This window comes from Microcystis sp. M165S2 (assembly GCF_020245885.1).
Taxonomy (GTDB): domain Bacteria; phylum Cyanobacteriota; class Cyanobacteriia; order Cyanobacteriales; family Microcystaceae; genus Microcystis.
Map to the genome: position 1 here is coordinate 1 of NZ_JADBTZ010000451.1, position 20,009 is coordinate 20,009.

General features: G+C 42.3%; 21 protein-coding genes. 16 read left to right on the top strand and 5 right to left on the bottom strand.

The window, feature by feature from the left end; genetic code table 11:
- Positions 1 to 361 precede the first annotated feature (361 nt).
- Genes IM479_RS22070 through IM479_RS22080 form a run of 3 tightly spaced genes read left to right on the top strand, consistent with a single transcriptional unit; the run spans position 362 to position 2,926 of the window.
- Positions 362 to 2,155 (top strand): fatty acyl-AMP ligase, encoded by a 1,794-nt coding sequence (locus tag IM479_RS22070; protein ID WP_287685651.1) that lies wholly within the window; start codon positions 362 to 364, stop codon positions 2,153 to 2,155.
- Positions 2,156 to 2,198: 43 nt separating this feature from the next.
- On the top strand, positions 2,199 to 2,483 hold the full coding sequence (locus IM479_RS22075) for a hypothetical protein (RefSeq protein ID WP_286825434.1): 285 nt from the start codon (positions 2,199 to 2,201) through the stop codon (positions 2,481 to 2,483).
- Complete coding sequence (locus IM479_RS22080; protein ID WP_287685653.1) at positions 2,480 to 2,926, top strand: HNH endonuclease; 447 nt, start codon at positions 2,480 to 2,482, stop codon at positions 2,924 to 2,926. The genes IM479_RS22075 and IM479_RS22080 overlap by 4 nt, the downstream gene beginning before the upstream one ends.
- A 165-nt stretch (positions 2,927 to 3,091) precedes the next feature.
- Here the strand turns inward: IM479_RS22080 and lspA are convergent, their stop codons facing one another.
- From lspA to bioB, 3 genes are read right to left on the bottom strand one after another with little or no spacing between them, the layout of a single operon-like run.
- Positions 3,092 to 3,556, bottom strand: a complete 465-nt coding sequence (gene lspA / locus IM479_RS22085) for a signal peptidase II (protein WP_287676724.1) — start codon at positions 3,554 to 3,556, stop codon at positions 3,092 to 3,094.
- An 11-nt stretch (positions 3,557 to 3,567) separates the two neighbouring features.
- On the bottom strand, positions 3,568 to 4,218 hold the full coding sequence (locus IM479_RS22090; protein ID WP_287685655.1) for a biotin transporter BioY: 651 nt from the start codon (positions 4,216 to 4,218) through the stop codon (positions 3,568 to 3,570).
- On the bottom strand, positions 4,190 to 5,284 hold the full coding sequence (gene bioB / locus IM479_RS22095) for a biotin synthase BioB (RefSeq protein WP_286825431.1): 1,095 nt from the start codon (positions 5,282 to 5,284) through the stop codon (positions 4,190 to 4,192). Before bioB ends, IM479_RS22090 begins: the two co-directional genes overlap by 29 nt.
- 133 nt (positions 5,285 to 5,417) lie before the next feature.
- On the opposite strand from bioB, the gene rfbC reads away from it, so the two are divergent.
- The 10 genes from rfbC (at position 5,418) to IM479_RS22145 (ending at position 15,309) form a co-directional block, all read left to right on the top strand.
- The gene (rfbC, locus tag IM479_RS22100) at positions 5,418 to 5,963 is read left to right on the top strand and encodes a dTDP-4-dehydrorhamnose 3,5-epimerase (protein ID WP_287685656.1); all 546 of its coding nucleotides are present in this window, start codon (positions 5,418 to 5,420) and stop codon (positions 5,961 to 5,963) included.
- Between the two features lie 5 nt (positions 5,964 to 5,968).
- Positions 5,969 to 6,844, top strand: coding sequence for a dTDP-4-dehydrorhamnose reductase (rfbD, locus tag IM479_RS22105; protein ID WP_287685658.1), 876 nt, complete (start codon positions 5,969 to 5,971; stop codon positions 6,842 to 6,844).
- A gap of 4 nt (positions 6,845 to 6,848) precedes the next feature.
- Positions 6,849 to 7,922 carry a glucose-1-phosphate thymidylyltransferase gene (locus tag IM479_RS22110; protein ID WP_286825429.1) on the top strand — a complete coding sequence of 358 codons (1,074 nt, stop codon included), beginning with the start codon at positions 6,849 to 6,851 and terminating at the stop codon, positions 7,920 to 7,922.
- A gap of 171 nt (positions 7,923 to 8,093) precedes the next feature.
- A complete protein-coding gene (gene leuB / locus IM479_RS22115; protein ID WP_287078062.1) occupies positions 8,094 to 9,179 on the top strand; it encodes a 3-isopropylmalate dehydrogenase in 1,086 nt (361 codons plus the stop codon).
- A 79-nt stretch (positions 9,180 to 9,258) separates the two neighbouring features.
- A complete protein-coding gene (locus tag IM479_RS22120; RefSeq protein WP_286825427.1) occupies positions 9,259 to 9,519 on the top strand; it encodes a hypothetical protein in 261 nt (86 codons plus the stop codon).
- 82 nt (positions 9,520 to 9,601) lie between these two features.
- Positions 9,602 to 11,479 carry an excinuclease ABC subunit UvrC gene (uvrC, locus tag IM479_RS22125; protein WP_287685660.1) on the top strand — a complete coding sequence of 626 codons (1,878 nt, stop codon included), beginning with the start codon at positions 9,602 to 9,604 and terminating at the stop codon, positions 11,477 to 11,479.
- Positions 11,480 to 11,859: 380 nt separating this feature from the next.
- Positions 11,860 to 13,452 (top strand): hypothetical protein, encoded by a 1,593-nt coding sequence (locus tag IM479_RS22130; RefSeq protein ID WP_287685662.1) that lies wholly within the window; start codon positions 11,860 to 11,862, stop codon positions 13,450 to 13,452.
- Between the two features lie 258 nt (positions 13,453 to 13,710).
- Positions 13,711 to 14,349, top strand: a complete 639-nt coding sequence (locus IM479_RS22135; RefSeq protein ID WP_287676467.1) for a DUF2834 domain-containing protein — start codon at positions 13,711 to 13,713, stop codon at positions 14,347 to 14,349.
- Positions 14,350 to 14,494: 145 nt separating this feature from the next.
- A complete protein-coding gene (locus tag IM479_RS22140; RefSeq protein ID WP_002733401.1) occupies positions 14,495 to 14,788 on the top strand; it encodes a hypothetical protein in 294 nt (97 codons plus the stop codon).
- 2 nt (positions 14,789 to 14,790) lie between these two features.
- Complete coding sequence (locus tag IM479_RS22145) at positions 14,791 to 15,309, top strand: low molecular weight protein-tyrosine-phosphatase (protein WP_287685663.1); 519 nt, start codon at positions 14,791 to 14,793, stop codon at positions 15,307 to 15,309.
- A 14-nt stretch (positions 15,310 to 15,323) separates the two neighbouring features.
- Here IM479_RS22145 and IM479_RS22150 read toward each other — a convergent pair whose 3' ends face one another.
- The gene (locus IM479_RS22150; RefSeq protein ID WP_002767071.1) at positions 15,324 to 15,980 is read right to left on the bottom strand and encodes a response regulator transcription factor; all 657 of its coding nucleotides are present in this window, start codon (positions 15,978 to 15,980) and stop codon (positions 15,324 to 15,326) included.
- A gap of 617 nt (positions 15,981 to 16,597) precedes the next feature.
- Between IM479_RS22150 and IM479_RS22155 the strand changes: the two genes are divergently transcribed.
- Together IM479_RS22155 and IM479_RS22160 are read left to right on the top strand one after the other, a co-directional pair.
- Positions 16,598 to 17,713, top strand: coding sequence for a branched-chain amino acid ABC transporter permease (locus IM479_RS22155; RefSeq protein WP_287685442.1), 1,116 nt, complete (start codon positions 16,598 to 16,600; stop codon positions 17,711 to 17,713).
- Positions 17,714 to 18,036: 323 nt separating this feature from the next.
- Positions 18,037 to 18,789, top strand: coding sequence for an ABC transporter ATP-binding protein (locus IM479_RS22160; protein WP_287673880.1), 753 nt, complete (start codon positions 18,037 to 18,039; stop codon positions 18,787 to 18,789).
- Here IM479_RS22160 and hisH read toward each other — a convergent pair.
- Positions 18,778 to 19,416: an imidazole glycerol phosphate synthase subunit HisH gene (gene hisH, locus IM479_RS22165; protein ID WP_287685444.1), complete on the bottom strand. Its 639-nt coding sequence runs from the start codon at positions 19,414 to 19,416 to the stop codon at positions 18,778 to 18,780. The genes IM479_RS22160 and hisH overlap by 12 nt on opposite strands.
- Positions 19,417 to 19,650: 234 nt before the next feature.
- On the opposite strand from hisH, the gene IM479_RS22170 reads away from it, so the two are divergent.
- Positions 19,651 to 20,009 (top strand): RNA-guided endonuclease InsQ/TnpB family protein (locus IM479_RS22170; RefSeq protein ID WP_287699588.1); only part of this gene is annotated, 359 nt, incomplete at its 3' end.

A 20,009-nucleotide genomic window follows, 5' to 3' on the forward strand; every position in this document is an offset into this window, starting at 1 on the left:
TCAATTGTCTATCTTTTGGTATTAACCTATTTGTGCCTTAAGTGTCTCCCTGTATAGATTTCAGCTACTTTTAGGCGTAGGCACTCTCATCGAATTTTATTTTAAGTTAATTATTTGCATAACAATTACCGAAGAGCCGTAACTTCTGGGATAATGTCTAGGGCTGTCATGACTTTTTCCCGGTATTTTAGAGTTAATTAATTATAGCTTTTTCTCACTACTTTAGAGATGGTGCTGGGGGATTTTTGCCCCTAACTTAATCCTACACCCTTGACCGATCGCCTTCGGCACTTTATCCTAGCGCCATCGGCAAATATGTTAAAACTTCTATACAATAGCGCCAATAAGCCCGATAACAACGATGACTGAAACCCTAATTCAACCCGCAACCCTAGTAGAACTCTTACGTTACCGCGCCACGACACAACCGGACGGTCATGCCTACACTTTTCTTATCGATGGTAAAAAAGAAACCCCACCTTTAACCTACAGTGAACTCGATCGCCAAGCAAGAGCGATTGCGGCCTATTTGCAAAAATACCAGGCCCAAGGAGAACGCGCCCTATTACTGTATCCTCAAAGTTTAGAAGTAGTGGCCGCTTTTTGTGGTTGTCTCTACGCGGGAGTGATTGCCATTCCCGTCCCCCCACCGGAATCGGGACGACTTAAGCGCACTTTGCCCCGTTTGCGGGCAATTGTCAAGGATGCTAATGCCACCTTTGCCCTAGTTACCGAAAGTATTCTGACTCTTATTGAAGGTGTGAAGGAAGAATTTCCAGAATTCGACCAAATGAAATGGATTACCACCGAAAGTATTGATATTTCCCTCGCGGATCAATGGCAAGATCCCCAGGTGGATAAATCGGCGCTTGCTTATCTGCAATATACCTCCGGTTCGACTAATATCCCCAAAGGGGTGATGTTAAGTCATTTTAACCTGATGCACCATTGCGGTTACTTGCAAAAAGCTTGTGGTTACGAACCGGATAGCGTTACCCTAACTTGGATGCCCTATTTCCACGATTACGGGTTAGTCGAAGGTATCACCGTCCCCCTCTACAACGGGACACCCTGCTATCTCATGTCTCCCTTTGCTTTTATTAAGCGTCCGATGCAGTGGTTAAAAAATATTACTAAGTACAAAGTTACTCATAGTCAAGCCCCCAACTTCGCCTATGATCTTTGTACTCGCAGGATTAAAGCTGCCGATTTAGCGGAATTAGACCTGAGCAGTTGGCAGGCCGCGGGAAATGCCGCCGAACCGATTAATCCGAAGGTAATGGCCAAATTTGTCGATACTTTTGCAGATTACGGCTTTTCTTGGTCAACTTTCGCCCCTGCCTACGGATTAGCTGAATATACCCTCTTGATTTCCAATAAACCCAAGGGAACCACCCCAATTATCACCGCTTTGGATACAACCGCCTACGAACGCGGTAAAATTGTCCCTGTAGGTTCCGATCGAACCACTGGAGTTAGATACGTCCCCAGTTGTGGTCGTCGCGTCTGTGATACCCGTATAGCTATCGTTAATCCCGATACTTTCACCCTTTGTGCAGCCGATGAAGTGGGCGAAATTTGGGCCAGTGACCCCAGTATGGCCGCTGGATATTGGCAACGGGAAGACGCAACTAAAGAGACTTTTCAAGCTTATCTTGCCGATACAGGAGAAGGACCGTTTTTACGCACCGGAGATTTAGGTTTTCTTCTCGATGGGGAATTACATATCACGGGACGGATTAAGGATTTAATTATTGTCCGTGGCAGTAATCATTATCCCCAAGATTTAGAATGGTCAGTACAGCATCTTAATGAGGTTTTTCGTCCCGATTATGGCGCGGCTTTTTCCATTGAAGATAACGGTGAGGAACAGTTAGTTATTGTCCAGGAATTAGAACGTCGCAGCGGGGCATTAGATACGGCCAAATTAGTTGCCGATATCCGTCAAGAAATCGCCGAAGAACACGAAATTATGACCCATGCCATTGTTTTGGCTAAATCGGGGACAATTCTTAAAACTGCCAGTGGCAAAATTCAACGCCGCGCTATTAAACAGAATTTTCTCAATGGTAATATGAGTATTATCGATGCTTGGTCAGAAAATCCTCAGTTAGTTAGTAAATTTGATCGCTCTAATTCTGAAACAGAAGCATAGTTTTTCGGGTGGGCATTGCTCACCCGATCGAGGATAACTAATCGTGTTAGGATTAAAGTTAGGTATTAAAGGTAAGGAGAAAGTGATGTTAACTCAACTGATGGTCAAGCCCTCTTCTTGGATTGAAAAAGGAATTAAGCTATCGCCAGTAAGGGAAAATTATCTCTTTAAATTCACCGAGGAATTGCAGTGTCGATTGGAGGAACTACGGGAACTAGAAAAAAATTCCCAACTTAATTCTCAAGAGACCGCAGAATTAGCTGGTATTTTAGAGTTAAACGAGATTTTCACGCTCTTAAATGCGCGAATAGTTGCTGAATCTAAATGATTACTATCACAACTCGATTACAAGTCCGAGCAAGAGCCAACTATCTGTGTGAATACTGTCATTCTTCAGAAGAAATTAGTGCCGCATTATTTGAAGTAGATCACATTCAGCCCAAATCTTTAGGAGGTAAAGATGAATTAGCAAACTTAGCTTTAGCTTGCCAAAGATGTAACAGATATCGCTACAATTTTATCAAGGCAATTGATCCGAAAACAGAACAAGAAGTAGAAATATTCAATCCGCGCCAACAGCATTGGCAAGAACATTTTATCTGGACACCAGATGCTTTAAAAATAGTGGGACTTACTCCCATCGCTAGGGCAACTATTGAACGTTTGGACTTAAATGATGACAATCATAATGAAGGTTTTATCGTTAAAGTTCGTCGATTATGGAGCCGGGGAGGTTGGCATCCACCCAGCACCGATAAAAAACAGGAATAATAGCTTATTGTTATCTAGGTAAATGAGCTTCAATTAAGTTTTTTCTAGAGGTCAAAATGATTGTTACTCAACAGGAATTATCTAGATTTCCAAAATATTTAAATGATCAGGACTCCAGGAATATAATACTAAATCCCCAATTTTTTTTGAACAGTCAATATATACTTATTTGCTTAAATTGTGGGGAAAGTTAGAAATTAATAGGCAAATAATCCCGATATTAATAAAGACATCAGCCAGATTAAAAACAGGAAAATTAATCAATCGAAAATCGAGAAAATCCACCACATAACCAAACAAAAAGCGATCGATACCATTGCCGAAAGCCCCTGCTAAAATAAAACCGTAGGCCAATTGTTCCCAACGATTTAAATGCGGTCCAAAGTAAGCAAAAGCCATTAATCCCAAACTAACTAATAAGGATAGCCATTTTAGCCAACCAACACCGCCCCGAAAAGCACTAAAAGCCGCCCCAGTATTAATCACATAGGTAAAATGAAAAACCCCCGGAATAATCGGGAAAGTATCACCAATTTGCTCAAAACTCTGCACGGTTATATACTTAGTTACTTGGTCTAAAATTAGACCAATCACCGCCACTATCCAAAACCAGCGATTCTTTTTTAACATTGGCTGTGGCATCAATAAAATAATAATTTACGGAAGAAAAAGGCAATAATTACCACCACACAAATTACTACTAACTGCCCTAAAAATGGCCAGACTGAATAATTCATAAATAGGGTGGGCAAACTATCGGGAAAGGTGATTTGACTGGCTTGGGGCTGAAAAATCGACAATCCCAGCATATATAATAAACCGCACAGATGAATCACTAACAAACCGGCAAAAGCACTTAAAGCCAGGGTTTCTATCTTGGCGCGCCAGCGAAAAGCCAGCCAACCACACAGCCATGCCCCCGGCATAAAGCCTAAAATATAGCCAAAACTGGCTTCTTTCAGATAACCCATTCCCCCACCCTGGGCAAACACGGGCAACCAAGTTAAACCGAGAAAAATATAGGCCACCTGGGCAAGAAGCCCGGCATTTTTGCCCCCCAGACAGCCCGTTAACAATACTGCCCCAATTTGGTAAGTTATGCCTAGTTTTTGCGAGGATAGACCCGTAGCCGACCAACTAGCTAGGCTTACTGGAACAAATGTACTAAAAATTGTCAGCAACAAACCAATCAAAGCCCAGAGTAACTCATTGGGAACTGATACGGAAGCGCGCCGCGGCGGAGATTCTCGTCCTCGACGTGATTTAGGTTGCCTGTTGGGGTTGGTATTCACCGGGGATGGGGGCTTCTCCTCCTATTAAACTAAGATCAGCCAACATCGCCTGATCCTGTTGGGGGGGTTGTCCTAGAGTGGTCAAATAATGCCCAATTAGCATAGCATTAATTCCCGATTTTAGCCCCAGATTTTGCAATTCTCCCATCACCGCCTCTCGTCCCCCGGCATAACGGAGGATTTGTTGGGGTAAAATAAACCGGAAAATAGCGATCGCTTTTAAGGCAGTAAAGGGGTCCAGTTTGGGTAAATGACCTAGAGGGGTGCCACTTCTGGGGTTTAATAGGTTAATCGGCACTGATTCCACCTCTAATTCCGCTAGGGAAAAAGCTAAATCGATCCTGTCCTGCCAACTTTCGCCCATACCGATAATTCCGCCCGTACAAGCTTGAATTCCCGCCGCTTTCAGGTTTTTTACCGTTTCTACCCGATCCTGCCAACTGTGGGTGGAGACCACGTTAGGATAAAAATTCTCGGCAGCCTCCAGATTGTGATTATAACGGGTAACTCCGGCTTCTTTTAGGGCCTGCGCTTGGGCAAGGGTTAATTCTCCCAGAGCGCAACAGGGTTTAATCTTGGCCGTTTCGATGATTTCTTGAACTGTGGCCAGTATTTCCTCGAATTCCTTCGATTTGGGGCTATTGTACTTTAATCCCCGTCCTTGACTAACTAAACAGAAGCGTTTGGCCCCCGCGTCGGCTGCCGCTTTCGCATGGCTGACGATTTCCTCGCGACTTTTTAAACCGTAGATAGGCGAATCTTGACCGGGATGGTGGACGGATTGGGAACAAAAACTACAATTTTCCGAACAACTTCCCGATTTTATGTTGATAATGCTACATAAATCCACCGTATTACCACAACAGGCCTGACGAATGCGATCGGCAGCCTCACATAAGCTGAAAATATTTTCCTGACCTTCGATCGCAGTTAAAGCTAAGGCCTCTTGCTGACTGAGTCGATCGCCGGCGATAATCTGATTAGCCCTAGTCTGTAACCAGTTTTTTAAGGCTTCTCCCTCCACGGGGATAGATTGAGTAGCGGTGTGTGTAGAGACTTGTACCACGTCGTTTATGCTCTGACTAAGTTAGGCTCATCTTATCATTATTCAGTTACCGAGGAAAGATTAATAAAAAAATTTAGAAAAAAATACCCTTTTGTGCTAGACTACCCGCAAAAGTTATATTGTCTCCCATTTTATGAAAGTTATTCCGACGGAAATTCCTGATGTTTTAATCATTGAACCGCAAGTTTACGGAGACGATCGAGGTTTTTTCTTGGAGAGTTTTAATCAGAAAGATTTTCGAGAAAAAGCTGGTGTTAATACCACTTTTGTCCAGGATAATCACTCTATGTCCTTAAAAAATGTCCTGCGAGGATTGCACTATCAAATCCCCAATCCCCAGGGTAAACTGGTGCGAGTAGTGAGCGGTAGTGTTTTTGATGTGGCAGTGGATGCGCGTAAAAGTTCTCCCACTTTTGGGCAATGGGTAGGCTGTGTTTTAAGTGCGGAAAATAAACGTATTTTCTGGGTTCCCGAAGGTTTTGCCCATGGTTTTCTAGTCCTCTCCGACCGAGCCGAATTTCTCTACAAAACCACTAATTATTATTATCCCCAATACGAAAAAACCATTGCCTGGAATGATGCCGATTTGGGGATTGACTGGCCTCTAGAGACCCCCCCAATTCTCTCCCCTAAAGACCAAGCTGGACAACCCTTTAAATCCGTGGAAGTTTTCCCCTAAAGACAATGAAAAAAGTTTTACTAATTGGTGCTAAAGGTCAAGTAGGACAAGAGTTACAATTAACTTTACAATCCTTGGGCGAAGTTATTAGTATCGGTCGAGAAGAACTAGATTTAACTAACTCGGAAAAAATCGGCCAGTTAATTAGGGAAATTCACCCCGATTATCTGGTTAATGCCGCCGCTTATACAGCAGTAGATAAGGCAGAAAGTGAACCAGAATTAGCCTATTCTATCAATGCTAAAGCCCCGAAAATCATGGCGGAATCTGCCGAGAAAATTAAAGCTAAATTTCTCCATATTTCCACCGATTATGTGTTTGATGGTCGAAAAAATACCCCCTATCTAGAAACCGATCTAACTAATCCTTTAGGGGTTTATGGACAATCAAAGTTAAGGGGAGAAGAGGAGATTAAGACTGTTAATTCTCAGGCAATTATCCTGCGGACTGCTTGGGTTTACGGCAGTTATGGCAAAAGTAATTTTGTCAAAACCATGCTGAGATTAGGTAAAGAAAGAGAGGAGTTAAAAGTAGTTGTTGATCAGGTGGGAAGTCCCACTTGGGCAAAAGATATCGCCGCGGCAATTACTCACCTTTTAATTAATGCCGATAATCCCGCAGGAATCTATAATTTTACTAATAGCGGTGTCGCCAGCTGGTTTGATTTAACTAAAGCGATTTTTGAGGAGGCAAAAATAAGCGGTATTCCCTTAAAAATTCAGAGAGTAATTCCCATTACTACTGCTGAATATCCTACCCCGGCGGCGCGTCCGGCCTACTCGGTTCTTTCCGGTCAAAAAATCTCGCAACAATTGGGTTATATTCCTTCCTATTGGCGGGATTCTCTCAAAGCTATGCTCAACCAACTATTTAATCTTTAAAACTATGAAAGCACTAATTTTATCCGGTGGTAAAGGTACGAGGTTACGTCCCCTAACTTATACTGGGGCAAAACAGTTAGTTCCCGTTGCCAATAAACCGATTTTATGGTATGGAATCGAGTCAATTGTCGCCGCAGGAATTACCGATATTGGCATTATTATCAGTCCCGAAACCGGGGAAGAAATTCGTCAGACCACGGGCAATGGTGAACAGTTTGGGGCTAAGATAACTTATATTCGCCAAGATCAACCAGCTGGATTAGCTCACGCGGTTAAAACTGCCCAATCTTTCCTAGCAGATTCCCCCTTTATTATGTACTTGGGTGATAACCTAATCGAGGATGATTTATCGCCCTTTTTAGACTCTTTCCAAAAACAGTCCCTTGCTGCTTTAATTCTCCTGCGAAAAGTATCTAATCCTAGTGCTTTTGGGGTGGCAAAAGTAGATGAAACCGGCAAAGTTTTATACTTAGTCGAAAAACCGAAAGACCCCCCCTCAAATTTAGCTTTGGTAGGGATTTATTTTTTTGCCCCCACCATTCATCAAGCGATCGCATCTATTCAACCTTCGGCCCGGGGTGAGTTAGAAATTACCGACGCTATCCAAGAATTAATCAATCAAAATAAAGCAGTAGAAGCGAATAAACTGCTGGGTTGGTGGTTAGATACGGGGAAAAAAGATGATTTATTAGAAGCCAATCGGATTATCCTTGATACCAGTCTAGAAATCGCTTTGCAGGGAGAAATTGATGCTAATAGTCAGGTGATCGGACGGGTACAAATTGGTCAGGGTAGTAAAATTATTAATAGTACCATTCGCGGTCCTGTCATTATTGGAGAAAATTGTCACATTGAGAATTGTTTTATCGGTCCCTATAGTAGTGTGGCTAATGGAGTAAAATTAATCGATGCCGACATAGAACACAGTGTTATTCTCAAAGATGCCACGATTATTGGCATTCATCAGCGCATAGTTGATAGTGTTATCGGACGACGGGCAAAATTAGAAATCGCTCCCCAACGTCCAAAAGCTTTACGCTTTATGATCGGGGATGATTCCCATGTAGAATTAGTGTAGTTATCGGGGATTAACTGCCCCTTTAATTAATACCGGAAGATCGAGAATTTCCCTAGCTAATTCGGCGGCAGTTTCCCAGTTTTTCTGGCAAAGATTGACATTTTCAGGAGAAAAAAGCCGCCCTAACTATGCTATAATGACAAGGCTGACCTATTTTACCGTTCTAGAACTATGACGCAACAGTATCGCATTACCCTACTACCAGGCGATGGCATCGGGCCGGAAATCCTCGCTGTCACCGTAGAGATACTGAAAGTCATCGGTAAAAAATTTGACCTCCAGTTTGACTTCCAAACCGCTTTAATTGGAGGGGCAGCCATTGATGAAACCGGCAGTCCCCTCCCCGAAGCAACCCTGAGCGCCTGTAAAAATAGTGATGCTGTTCTCTTGGCCGCTATCGGGGGTTATAAATGGGATAATTTGCCCCGGCAGCAAAGGCCAGAAACGGGATTATTAGGCTTAAGATCTGGCTTAGGTCTTTTTGCTAATTTGCGTCCTGCCACCATTTTTCCGCAATTAATCGACGCTTCTAGTCTCAAACGGGAGATTATCGAGGGAGTGGATATCATGGTGGTCCGGGAATTGACCGGGGGTATCTACTTCGGTCAACCGAAGGGGATTTTTGAGACAGAAACGGGAGAAAAACGTGGTTTAAATAGCATGGTTTACTCGGAGTCGGAGGTGGACCGCATCGCTAAGGTAGCCTTTGAAATTGCCCAAAAACGCGGCCATAAACTCTGTTCCGTCGATAAAGCTAATGTTCTTGATGTTTCCCAACTTTGGCGCGACCGGGTGACGAAAATGGCCGCTAATTATCCCGATGTGGAACTTTCCCATCTCTACGTCGATAACGCAGCCATGCAGTTAGTCCGGGCCCCCAAACAATTTGATACTATCGTCACGGGCAATTTATTCGGTGATATTCTCTCCGATGAAGCGGCCATGTTAACCGGTAGTATCGGAATGTTACCCTCCGCTAGTCTAGGGACTGCTGGAGTGGGAGTTTTTGAACCCGTCCACGGTTCGGCCCCGGATATCGCCGGCCAAGATAAAGCCAATCCGATCGCCCAGATTCTCAGTGCTGCTATGATGTTAAAATATGGGCTAAATCAGCCTTTAGCGGCAGCAGCCCTGGAAAAAGCCGTAGAAAAAGTCTTAGAGTTTGGTTATCGTACCGGAGATATTTTCTCGGAAGGTATGACCTTAGTGGGATGCCAAGCTATGGGCCAGGCCATCCTGAAAGTTTTAGAATCCTAACAAAAGTGGCATAATCGGAAATCGTCGTATAACATTGATTTAATAAATATGTCAATTTAATCGTGGGGAGACGACTTATATGGTAGCCCTATCCCAGAACACAGAACAACAGCGTGTCGATATGGAAATCCCAATTTTATTAGATCCTACTGTCTTACGGGCGGCCAGACGCATTTATCGCATCTACTGTACCCTCAATAGCAGAGTTAGTAAACGTCCTTTCGGTGTCGCTATTAACCGCGACAATCATCGGGGCCAATTGATTTTTAACAATAAACCGATTCTTCTCCCCGGAGAATGTTTCGTCCCGATTAAGCAAATCGAATCGGAAGCCTATTAATTTTTGTGAAGATTTGCCCTGAATATCTTGCCAAACGTCAGCTAATACCCACTGGCGTAATTTTTTTGTCTAATATAGAAAGATGTTCGAGAATAATCTTAACTCTACCCTAATCCAAGACCTCGATCGCCTAGAAAATCGTCTTCGGGAAATTCCCCTCGAACCGGGAGTGTACTTCCTGCGCGACCAAAATGGCGAAATTCTCTACATCGGTAAATCCAAAAAACTCCGGTCTAGAGTCCGTTCCTATTTTCGTCCCAGTCAACCCCTCAGTCCCCGCATTGCTTTGATGGTACGACAGGTGACAGAAATTGAATTTATCGTCACCGACACAGAAGCAGAATCTTTGGCCCTAGAAGCTAATCTAATTAAACAACATCAGCCCCATTTTAATACTCTCCTCAAGGACGATAAAAAATATCCATACATTTGTATTACTTGGTCGGAAACCTACCCGCGCATTTTTATTACCCGCAAACGGAGCATAAATAACCAAAAAGACCGTTATTATGGTCCCTACGTCGATACCAGGCTGCTGCGCCACACTTTACACCTAATTAAACACACTTTTCCCCTGCGTCAACGTCCCCAACCTCTTTTTAAAGACCGTCCCTGTTTAAATTATGATATCGGTCGTTGTCCGGGGGTTTGTCAAAAATTAATTAGTCCCCAAGATTATCGAGAAACCTTGCAGAAAGTGGCGATGATTTTTCAGGGAAGGACGGGAGAATTATTAGACAAATTAGCGACAAAGATGCTCGCAGCGTCGGAAAACCTAGATTTTGAACAAGCGGCCACGATTAGGGATCAAATTCGCGGATTACAGGCTCTTAATACCGATCAAAAAGTCTCTTTACCCGATGATACCGTATCCCGGGACGCGATCGCTTTAGCTAAAGACGAGCAGCATTGTTGCATACAATTATTTCAAGTGCGTTCTGGTCGTTTGGTGGCACGTTTGGGATTTTTTGCCGATAGTCAGTCCGCAAACGAGGGAGAAATCCTGCAAAAAGTCCTGGAAGAACATTATTTATCGGTGGAAGGGGTGGAAATTCCCAGCGAAATCCTGTTACCCTGCGAATTACCGGAAGGTGAGGTGTTAGCGGGGTGGTTAAGGGAAAAAAAAGGTCGCAAAGTCGAGTTAACTGTACCCCAACGGCAAAGTAAAGCGGATTTATTAGCTATGGTCGAGAAAAACGCTCTTTATGAGTTAGAAAAGACGAAAAGAAGCGCCGACCGAGATTTGCAGTCTTTACAGGATTTAGCGGTAATTCTCGATTTACCGGCACTACCCCACCGCATCGAGGGTTATGATATTTCTCATATTCAGGGTTCTAATGCAGTCGCGTCGTCAGTGGTGTTTATCGATGGGGTGGCCGCTAATCAACATTATCGTCACTATAAAATCAAAAATCCCGAGGTTAAAATCGGCCATTCCGATGATTTTGCCAGTTTAGCAGAAGTAATTCGGCGGCGTTTCCGTCGTTATGCCGAAAATCCCGATAATATTGCCGAAAGTGATGATTTTCCCGATTTGGTCATGATTGATGGGGGAAAAGGACAATTATCAGCAGTGGTGACAGTTTTAGGGGAGATGAATTTATTAGAACAGGTAAAAGTTGTTAGTTTAGCTAAACAGAGAGAGGAGATTTTTTTACCCGGGGAATCCTCTCCTTTAGAGACAGATAAGGAACAACCCGGAGTGCAATTATTGCGTCGAGTCAGGGATGAAGCGCATCGCTTTGCTGTTAGCTTTCATCGACAACAAAGAATGCAAAAAAGTCGCCGTTCCCGTCTGGATGAGATACCGGGGTTAGGTTTTAAGCGACAAAAAGATTTATTAGCTCATTTTCATTCTCTGGATTATATTCGCGAAGCTTCCCTAGAACAATTGCAACAGGTGACAGGAATTGGGGAACAATTAGCTAAGGAAATTTATAATTATTTTCATCCTAGGTAGGGTTTGCTGAAAAAGTCCTTTAGTGGGGACAGGGAACCAGGGAACAGTAGCAATTATTGTAGGTTGGGTTGACGCAAGGAAACCCAACAAAGAATAACCCTTGGGGTGGTTGGGTTTCGCTTTTTCAATCGAATTGAGCCATTTTCGACCCCGTATTGTTTCGCTCAACCCAACCTACGAGGCTTCATCTTCAGGAAAAACGCCGTAACTTGGAATATAACTGAATCTGCTAGGATGCTATCACAGAATAGAAGACTACATCTATTAATTGCTGAGGCAGAACTAAGTTTAACCGCTCTTTTTTAACTACTTCTATCCCTTTCAGGAAAAAAAATTCAGCACTTTCAGTTTACCATAGTCAAAGTGTACTTTCTAGGCCGATGACTTTGACTAAAACCCCCGTGAGCAGAAACCGTCGTTTTTCCCCGCGCAATCTCTTTGAGACTTGCATGGCCCTATTGGTGTTATGTAATTATATTCTGGTTATTTTCGATTTAACCTATGTTCCCCTGCGAGATTTTTGGTTACAGGGACGCTTGCAAATAACTTTATTAAGATTTAATGAACCAATAAAACTCGGACCGATTGCCTTTCAAGAATTACAAATACCTCCCGATAAACCCCTAGAAATTCCCTTTGTTAAAGGAATCGCTAAGTATGATGTGGTGAAAGGGATTAAACCCTATCGCAGTACCAGTGAATATTTAGATACGGTTAATAAACTTAATGAACTAATTAATCAAAAGCTTTTTAACCCAGAGTTTAATCTGCAAGAATATCGCCAAGAGATCGAGAAGATTTTAGACAATTTACGCCAAAAAAGTGTCAATATGGTCGATAATAATCCCTTTGCCTCGGCGGAGAAAACTGGGACCTTAGAGAAGATTAAAAATAAAATGCGCTTGCGGGTTTTTAAAACAGAAAATGTTTCCGCAAAAGCAGCCTTTCAGAAGTTTTGGACTTGGGATTATCTCAGTCAAAATGACTGGGAAAAAGAGTTGGATTTTTTCAATCAAGAAATTCAACCTTTAATAGAAACTAATTATTTTCGTCCCCTAGGAGAAGATGGAAGACCGATAGATAACTTTGAGGCGATCGATTTTTTATTTGGTACCATCTTTTTCTGGGAATTTATGCTGAGAACTTGGTGGATTGCTCGCACTCATAAAGGTCTGCGTTGGCGCGAGGCTATGTTATGGCGATGGTACGATATTTTTCTGTTTATTCCTATCTGGAGATGGTTGCGATTTATTCCTACCGTTATTCGCCTAGATCAAGTTAAAATTATTAACTTAAGACTGATTAAAGAACAGGCAGTTAAAGGCCTAGTTGCGCTAATTTCTAAAGATGTTACTGAGATAATTGTCCTGAGAATCATTAATAAAATTCAGGAATATATTCGACGGGGACAAGTGGAGAAATTTCTTGATAGCTCTCTCAATGGCGGCTATAATAATCTCAATGATACTAATGAAGTTATCGAAATTTTTCGGTTAGTAGTTAATAGTACTGTTGACAAGGTTTTACCGCAAGTTAAACCAGAAGCGGAAGCTTTAATTAAATACAATATCGAGAAAATTCTCAGTCAAACTCCCGCTTATCAAAGCTTATTGCGATTACCCGGCATGAAAGGTTTAAAAACTGACTTGAGCAATCGTCTATCTAGTCAATTGTATCAATCTTTTGTTAACATAGCGGAAAAGATTACCCAGGAAGACGAAGTTTTTGAGCGTTTAGTTCAGCAATTAGTCCAGCGTTTCGGGCAATCTCTCGCTGGGGAATTACAATCCCGTCACAGTTTAGAAAGAATCGAGATGTTATTAATTATCTTCCTAGAAGAAGTCAAATTAAACTATGTACAAGAATTCTCGGATGAAGACTTAGAAACTATCCTTGAACAAACTCGCTTACTCAACTCTAAAAGTACAGAAATTCCCCCAGTAGAAACTATGAATCCTCGTCGTCTTCCCTAAAAATTAAGTAGCTGGTTATAATTAAATTAAAAATGGATTTTAGGTTCGATCCCCCCTGCCCCCCTTGATAAGGGGGGTGCCGATAGGCGGGGGGATATCCCCTTAATCCCCCCTTGATAAGGGGGGTGTCTGATAATTTTTAATGCCTGCCTACTTAGTGATCATTGATCAGGTAATCTTGCTTGATCTTTTGATCACTTTTGTACTAAAATATGTGCTGAAAACCCGATTACTAAATTAACCTAATTATCTACTGCCATGTTAACAAAAATTATTCTTGGTTTACTTTGGTTGTGCTTCGGATTATACGCTTTTTTACTAGCACCACCCGATCAACCAGATACAATAAATTTAATTATCAATCTTTCCACTGGCAAATGGCAAGATATCAACCCGTTAATTATCGCTCTTTTTAACCTGATGGGAGTTTGGCCACTTATCTACACTAGCCTTTTAATTATCGATGGTCGTGACCAAAAAATCATCGCTTGGCCCTTTGCTTTTGCCTCCTTTGCTGTGGGTGCTTTCGCTATTTTACCCTATCTAACTCTCCGTCAACCCAACAGCAATTTTACCGGTAAAAAAAATCTGGTCATTAAACTTTTAGACTCACCTTGGTTGGGAGTAATTGCCCTAATTACTGCGGCAATTTTAATCGCTTACGGATTAATTAACGGCAATTGGTCTGATTTTTGGCATCAGTGGCAAACTAGCCGTTTTATTCATGTTATGAGTTTAGATTTCTGTCTTTTAACCCTATTATGTCCAATTTTGCTGCAAGATGATCTAACCCGACGGGGATTAAAAAATCCTTTGCTGTTGCCGGTAATTTCCCTATTGCCTCTAATCGGTCCAGCAATTTATTTAATTATTCGTCCTCGCTTAGGGGAGAATTAGGGGTAAGGGGAAACTCAGCCTAGTTATCAGTTGTTTTTTAACTATTTCTTGACAAGAGAAGTTCATATTTAACAGAAATTATGCTGAGGTTCCCCTAAAATACGAACAAAGAGATTAATGTCCAGATTAGAAGGAGTGTTTAACCTTGTTAGAGAGTCAAAAACCACCTCGGATTTACTGCTTTCAAGCTGATTATCTTGCCTCCCAACAATTTAACCCCCAAGAGATTCCCGCTTGGTTATCCTTAGAGGTAAACTGGCAGGGTTATAGAATTCACACCCTACCCTGGGTAGCAGACGTAGCTAGGGTATTAGGATTATTAGCGATCGAAGATACCCCCCAGGGGTGGCAGGATTATTTAGAAAGCTTGGGATTAGCCAAAATTAGGTTAATGGACAGCGAGGAGTTTTTTGAGGATAAATCTTTATCGGGATGTTAAAAATGCCCTATAATTGGCAATTTAGTGATGATTCTACCGGTCAATTTATGCCCTATAAACTACTCTTCGTCTGTTTAGGAAATATCTGTCGTTCTCCCGCTGCCGAGAACATCATGAATTATCTGATTGAACAAGAAGGATTAAGCAATAAAATCCTCTGTGATTCTGCGGGGACTGCCGGTTATCATATCGGTTCTCCTCCTGATTCTCGCATGAATACGGCGGCCAAAAAACGCGGTATTCCTCTGCAAGGGACAGCTAGACAATTTACCCGCGAGGATTTCGAGAATTTTGATCTAATCTTAGCCATGGATAAAGCCAATTATCAAGATATTTTATCCCTAGATTTCACAGTAAAATATCAAGAAAAGGTCAAGTTAATGTGTGACTATGCCCGTTATCACCCAGAAAAAGAAGTTCCCGATCCCTACTACGGTGGTCGTGAAGGTTTTGACCGCGTAATCGAGCTACTTTTAGACTCCTGTGGCAGTCTTTTGGAGGACGTAAAAAGCAAAATTTAAGTTTTTTCTTTCAGCTAATCGATTAATCTATGTTCGAGGGAAAAACGAACTAATTCGGCGCGATTGTTAGTAGTTGTTTTCCTGAGTAAACTACTAACATATTTCTCGATCGTGCGAGAACTAAGATGCAGTTTTTGCCCAATTTCACTATTAGAAAGTCCCCGGGCTAAATGTTCTAACACTTCCCGCTCGCGATTGGTTAACTTAAAATCGTCCTGTAAAGAAGAAGTTAAAACAGCCGTAGTTTTGGGGCTTTCTTCCGGTTTTAATTTCTGATATTGACGTTCACTTTGCACCATTTGCGATCGCTCTAAAAGATTGCGAATAACTGCTTTTAATTCCTCCATCTCAAAAGGTTTAGGAAGATAGATATCACAACCCACTTGATAACCGCGGATTCTTTCCTCTGTTGACCCTCTTTCGGTTAAAAAAATTACTGGTAATAACCTAAATTCTGGCTGTTGCCGCACCTTAGTCACCAAAGAATAACCGTCTAAACGGGGCATTTTGATATCCGATACCAAAAGATGGGGATGATAGGTATCCAATAAATTCAAAGCTTCCAAACCATTACTCGCCGCCACCACACTATAACCTGCTAATTCTAAATAGTCTTTGACCGCTAAGCGGATACCGGGGTCATCATCGGCAATTAGAATCAAAAGAGGCATAGAAATTAACATGACAAGGTTTTTTCAGTATTGATAGCCTAGCACCCTCCGCTCGTCACAATTGTCCATCAAGCTACAGAGGCCGTTGTAACTGATATTATACTAGCAGTTAGCAATCAGTCTTTTCAGTAATCAGTAATCAGTAATCAGTGATCAGATGTGATTTTTCAGCTTTTTTCGCCCCATCTCCGGCGCTCCCTGCTCCCCCGCTCCCTGCTCCCCCACTCCCCCAACCCCTTTTTTACTTTTTACTTTGAAGATCATTTTTTAGTTAGGGTTTGCTGAATAAATCTAAAAACCTTATCCAACAAGGTTTTTAGACTTTTTTTCCCTCAAAAAGTGCCGCCCCTTGGAGTGATTGGGGGGAAAATTCAGGGACTTTTTCCCTGAAAATTAGGTAATTGACCACCTGAAAATGGGTAAAACCCCACACCCCACACCCCAACCCCCAACCCCCACCGAAAAACTTTTTCAGCAGACCCTAGTTATAGCGTTTCTCATAAGTATGAAGTATAACTGGATTGGGCATCGTCTCCTGATTCCTGACTCCTGACTTCTGGCTCCTGACTCCCGAAACCGAAAACTTTGTACCTCACTATTAAGATAATTGCCATCACATGACAGATTATTTGGTTTCCCTGACAATTTGGGCGGGTATTTATGCGATTTTTGCCCTCGGTTTAAATCTACAATGGGGATTTACTGGCTTAATTAACTTTGGTCACGTTGCTTTTGCCACTTTAGGGGCTTATGCAACGGTTTTATTAACTTTACAGGGTGTACCGATGATTTTTGCCGCCATTGTCGGGGCGATCCTAGGGGCATTGTTGGGATTGGCCATCGGTTTTTCCACCCTGAGATTAAGAGCCGATTATCTAGCAATTGTCACCATCGGGGTGTCTGAGTTAATTCGTTTGCTGGTGCTTAACGAGGATTGGTTAACGAAAGGCAGTTTCGGACTACAACGTTATCCCCTACCTTTGGATATAAATGCCAGTTTTCCCGTCAAATTGTTAATTATTGCCCTGTTTACCCTGCTTGCTATCTTTGCTCTCTGGCAATTGGGGCGCAATCTGCAACGACAATGGCGCGAAGCTGGGCAAATTAGCGGCAAAAGCTATCAACCGACGCAAAAGAGAGCTTTAATCTTTTGGGGGGCGTTAGGGGCGATAATCCTGCTTTTTCTGTATATAAACGGTGTAATTGCCTTGAATGACTATAATTACAAAGCCGGGCTGATGGTGGTAGTTTTAGTCCTCCTCGCTCTCGTTTATACTGGTTTAGAATTACTTTTGCGATCGCCTTGGGGACGCATCCTCAAAGCTATCCGGGAAGATGAAGAAATTCCCCGGGCTTTAGGAAAAAATGTCTTTTGGTATAAGTTACAATCTTTGATGTTGGGCGGTGCGATCGCTGGTTTAGCTGGGGCTTTTTTAGCATGGCAATTAACCACTATTTACCCGACTAATTTTGAACCATTATTGACTTTTAACGCTTGGATTATTATTATTCTCGGTGGCTCTGGTAGCAATGCCGGCACCTTACTAGGAGCAGTAATTTTCTGGGCTTACGATTCCCTGACTCGCTTTATTCTACCCCAATTAGATATTTTTAATGATAGCCAATTAGGGGCTTTACGGATTATGATTATCGGTCTGCTGCTCATGGTTTTAATGATCTGGCGACCCCAGGGTATCCTCGGCAAAAAAGAGGAGTTAACTTTGGGAAAATAATTTCAGTTATCAGTTATCAGTTATCAGTTATCAGTTATCAGTTATCAGTTATCAGTTATCAGTTATCAGTTATCAGTTATCAGTTATCAGTTATCAGTTATCAGTTATCAGTGATTAGATTTGAATATTAAGTGAGCAGTATTAAATATCATTTTTCTAAGGACTTAAGCAAAATTAATTACACATTTAAATAACCCTATTGCCTATTGCAAGAGTGCCTATTGCCTGTCTCAACTAAGAAATTTATTTCCCACGACTACTTACTGTCTTTTCACTGATTACTGTTTAATGTTTACTGATAACTGATGTTTATCTGATCAATTATGTTACTTTCTGCCAAAGGATTATCGAAAAGTTTTGGGGGCATTCGCGCCGTCAATAATGCTTATTTGGATGTGCCGCAGGGCAGCATCACCGGGTTAATCGGTCCAAATGGGGCCGGCAAAACCACACTTTTTAACCTTTTATCTAATTTTATTCGCCCAGATAAAGGAGAAGTTTTTCTTGATGGTCAGCCCATTCATCAGCTGCCTCCCTATCAAATTGCCCTGAAAGGATGTGTGAGAACTTTTCAAGTAGCAAGGGTATTATCCCGATTAACGGTGTTAGAAAATATGCTCTTAGCTAGTCCGGGGCAAACGGGAGAAAATTTTCTCAAAGTCTGGTTTCAGGGGGCAAAAATTCGCCAACAGGAACAGGAAAATCGTGCCAAAGCTTTGGACATATTAGATTCGATTGGTCTAGGGGAGAAAGCGCAGGATTATGCGGGAGCTTTATCGGGAGGACAGCGTAAATTATTAGAGATTGGCCGAGTGCTAATGACCAAGCCAAAATTAATTTTATTAGATGAACCAGCCGCCGGAGTTAATCCCACTTTAATCGCTCAAATCAGCGACCATATTATCGAATGGAATCGTCAGGGAATTACCTTTTTAATTATCGAGCATAATATGGATGTGATTATGTCCCTTTGTCACCACGTTTGGGTATTAGCAGAAGGGACAAATTTAGCCGATGGTATTCCCAGCGAAATCCAAAAAAACGAGCGGGTTTTAAAGGCTTATTTAGGAGACTAAAGCTAATTTTTGCACCTGTTCAACAAAGTTAGCCAGAATTTTTAAGCCATTAGTCGAGGATTTTTCCGGGTGAAACTGCACCGCTACCAAACGATTACGAGCGATCGCTGCCGTCACCGTTTGACTGCCGTGGGTGACGGTGGCGGCAGTTAGATAACTATCAAGGGGATCAACATAATAGGAATGGACAAAATAGACGTGAGGATGCGGGGGTAATCCCTGCCAAAGAGCATGATCCGGCTGGGTGAAGTCTAACTGATTCCAACCCATGTGGGGAATGGTAATGCCAGGTTCCGAGCGAAAACGGCGCACTGTCCCCGGAATAATCCCTAAACCCGCCTCTTGACCTTCCTCTGATGAGTCAAAGAGAATTTGTAAACCGAGACAGATACCGAGAAAGGGTTTACCATTAGCGATCGCAACTTTGAGCGGTTTTTCTAGATGACGGCTGCGAATTTGCCGGACAGCAGGATCAAAAGAACCGACTCCGGGTAAGACAATAGCGTCAGCTTTTTCCAGATCGAGGGGAGAATCGGTAATTTTCGGCACTGCACCCACGGTTTCCAGTCCTTTACAGGCAGAGTGCAGATTTCCCATGTCATAATCGATGACAGCGATTAAGGTCATTGCTATATACTGAGCAAGCGATAACCTTATTTTAGAGCAATCACGCCGCTAAATTAGGTCTTGAATCAAAAGTTGTTGAAAGCTGGTGATGGGATTTGAACCCGCGACTGGCTGCTCACAAATCATACTACAGCAATTCTCATCGAAAATTTTGGGTCTGAAACCCCGTCGTTCTACGACGGCTTTACTGTTAAATATTAGCACATTTACGAAATATATGCTAAAATGTGAGACATGGAAAAAGCCTATTCGTTTCGATTTTACCCCACACCAGAACAAGAGTCGCTATTGCGGCGCACTTTGGGCTGTGTAAGATTGGTTTACAACAAAGCTCTCCACGAACGAACACAAGCTTGGTATGAAAGACAAGAAAGAGTAGGATATGCTCAAACTTCTTCAATGCTAACCGATTGGAAAAAGCAAGAAGAATTAGACTTTTTAAACGAAGTAAGCTGTGTACCTTTACAACAAGGGTTAAGACACCTACAAACAGCTTTCACTAACTTCTTTGCTGGTCGTACTAAGTATCCTAACTTTAAGAAAAAACATCAAGGAGGAAGTGCCGAATTTACCAAATCTGCTTTTAAGTTCAA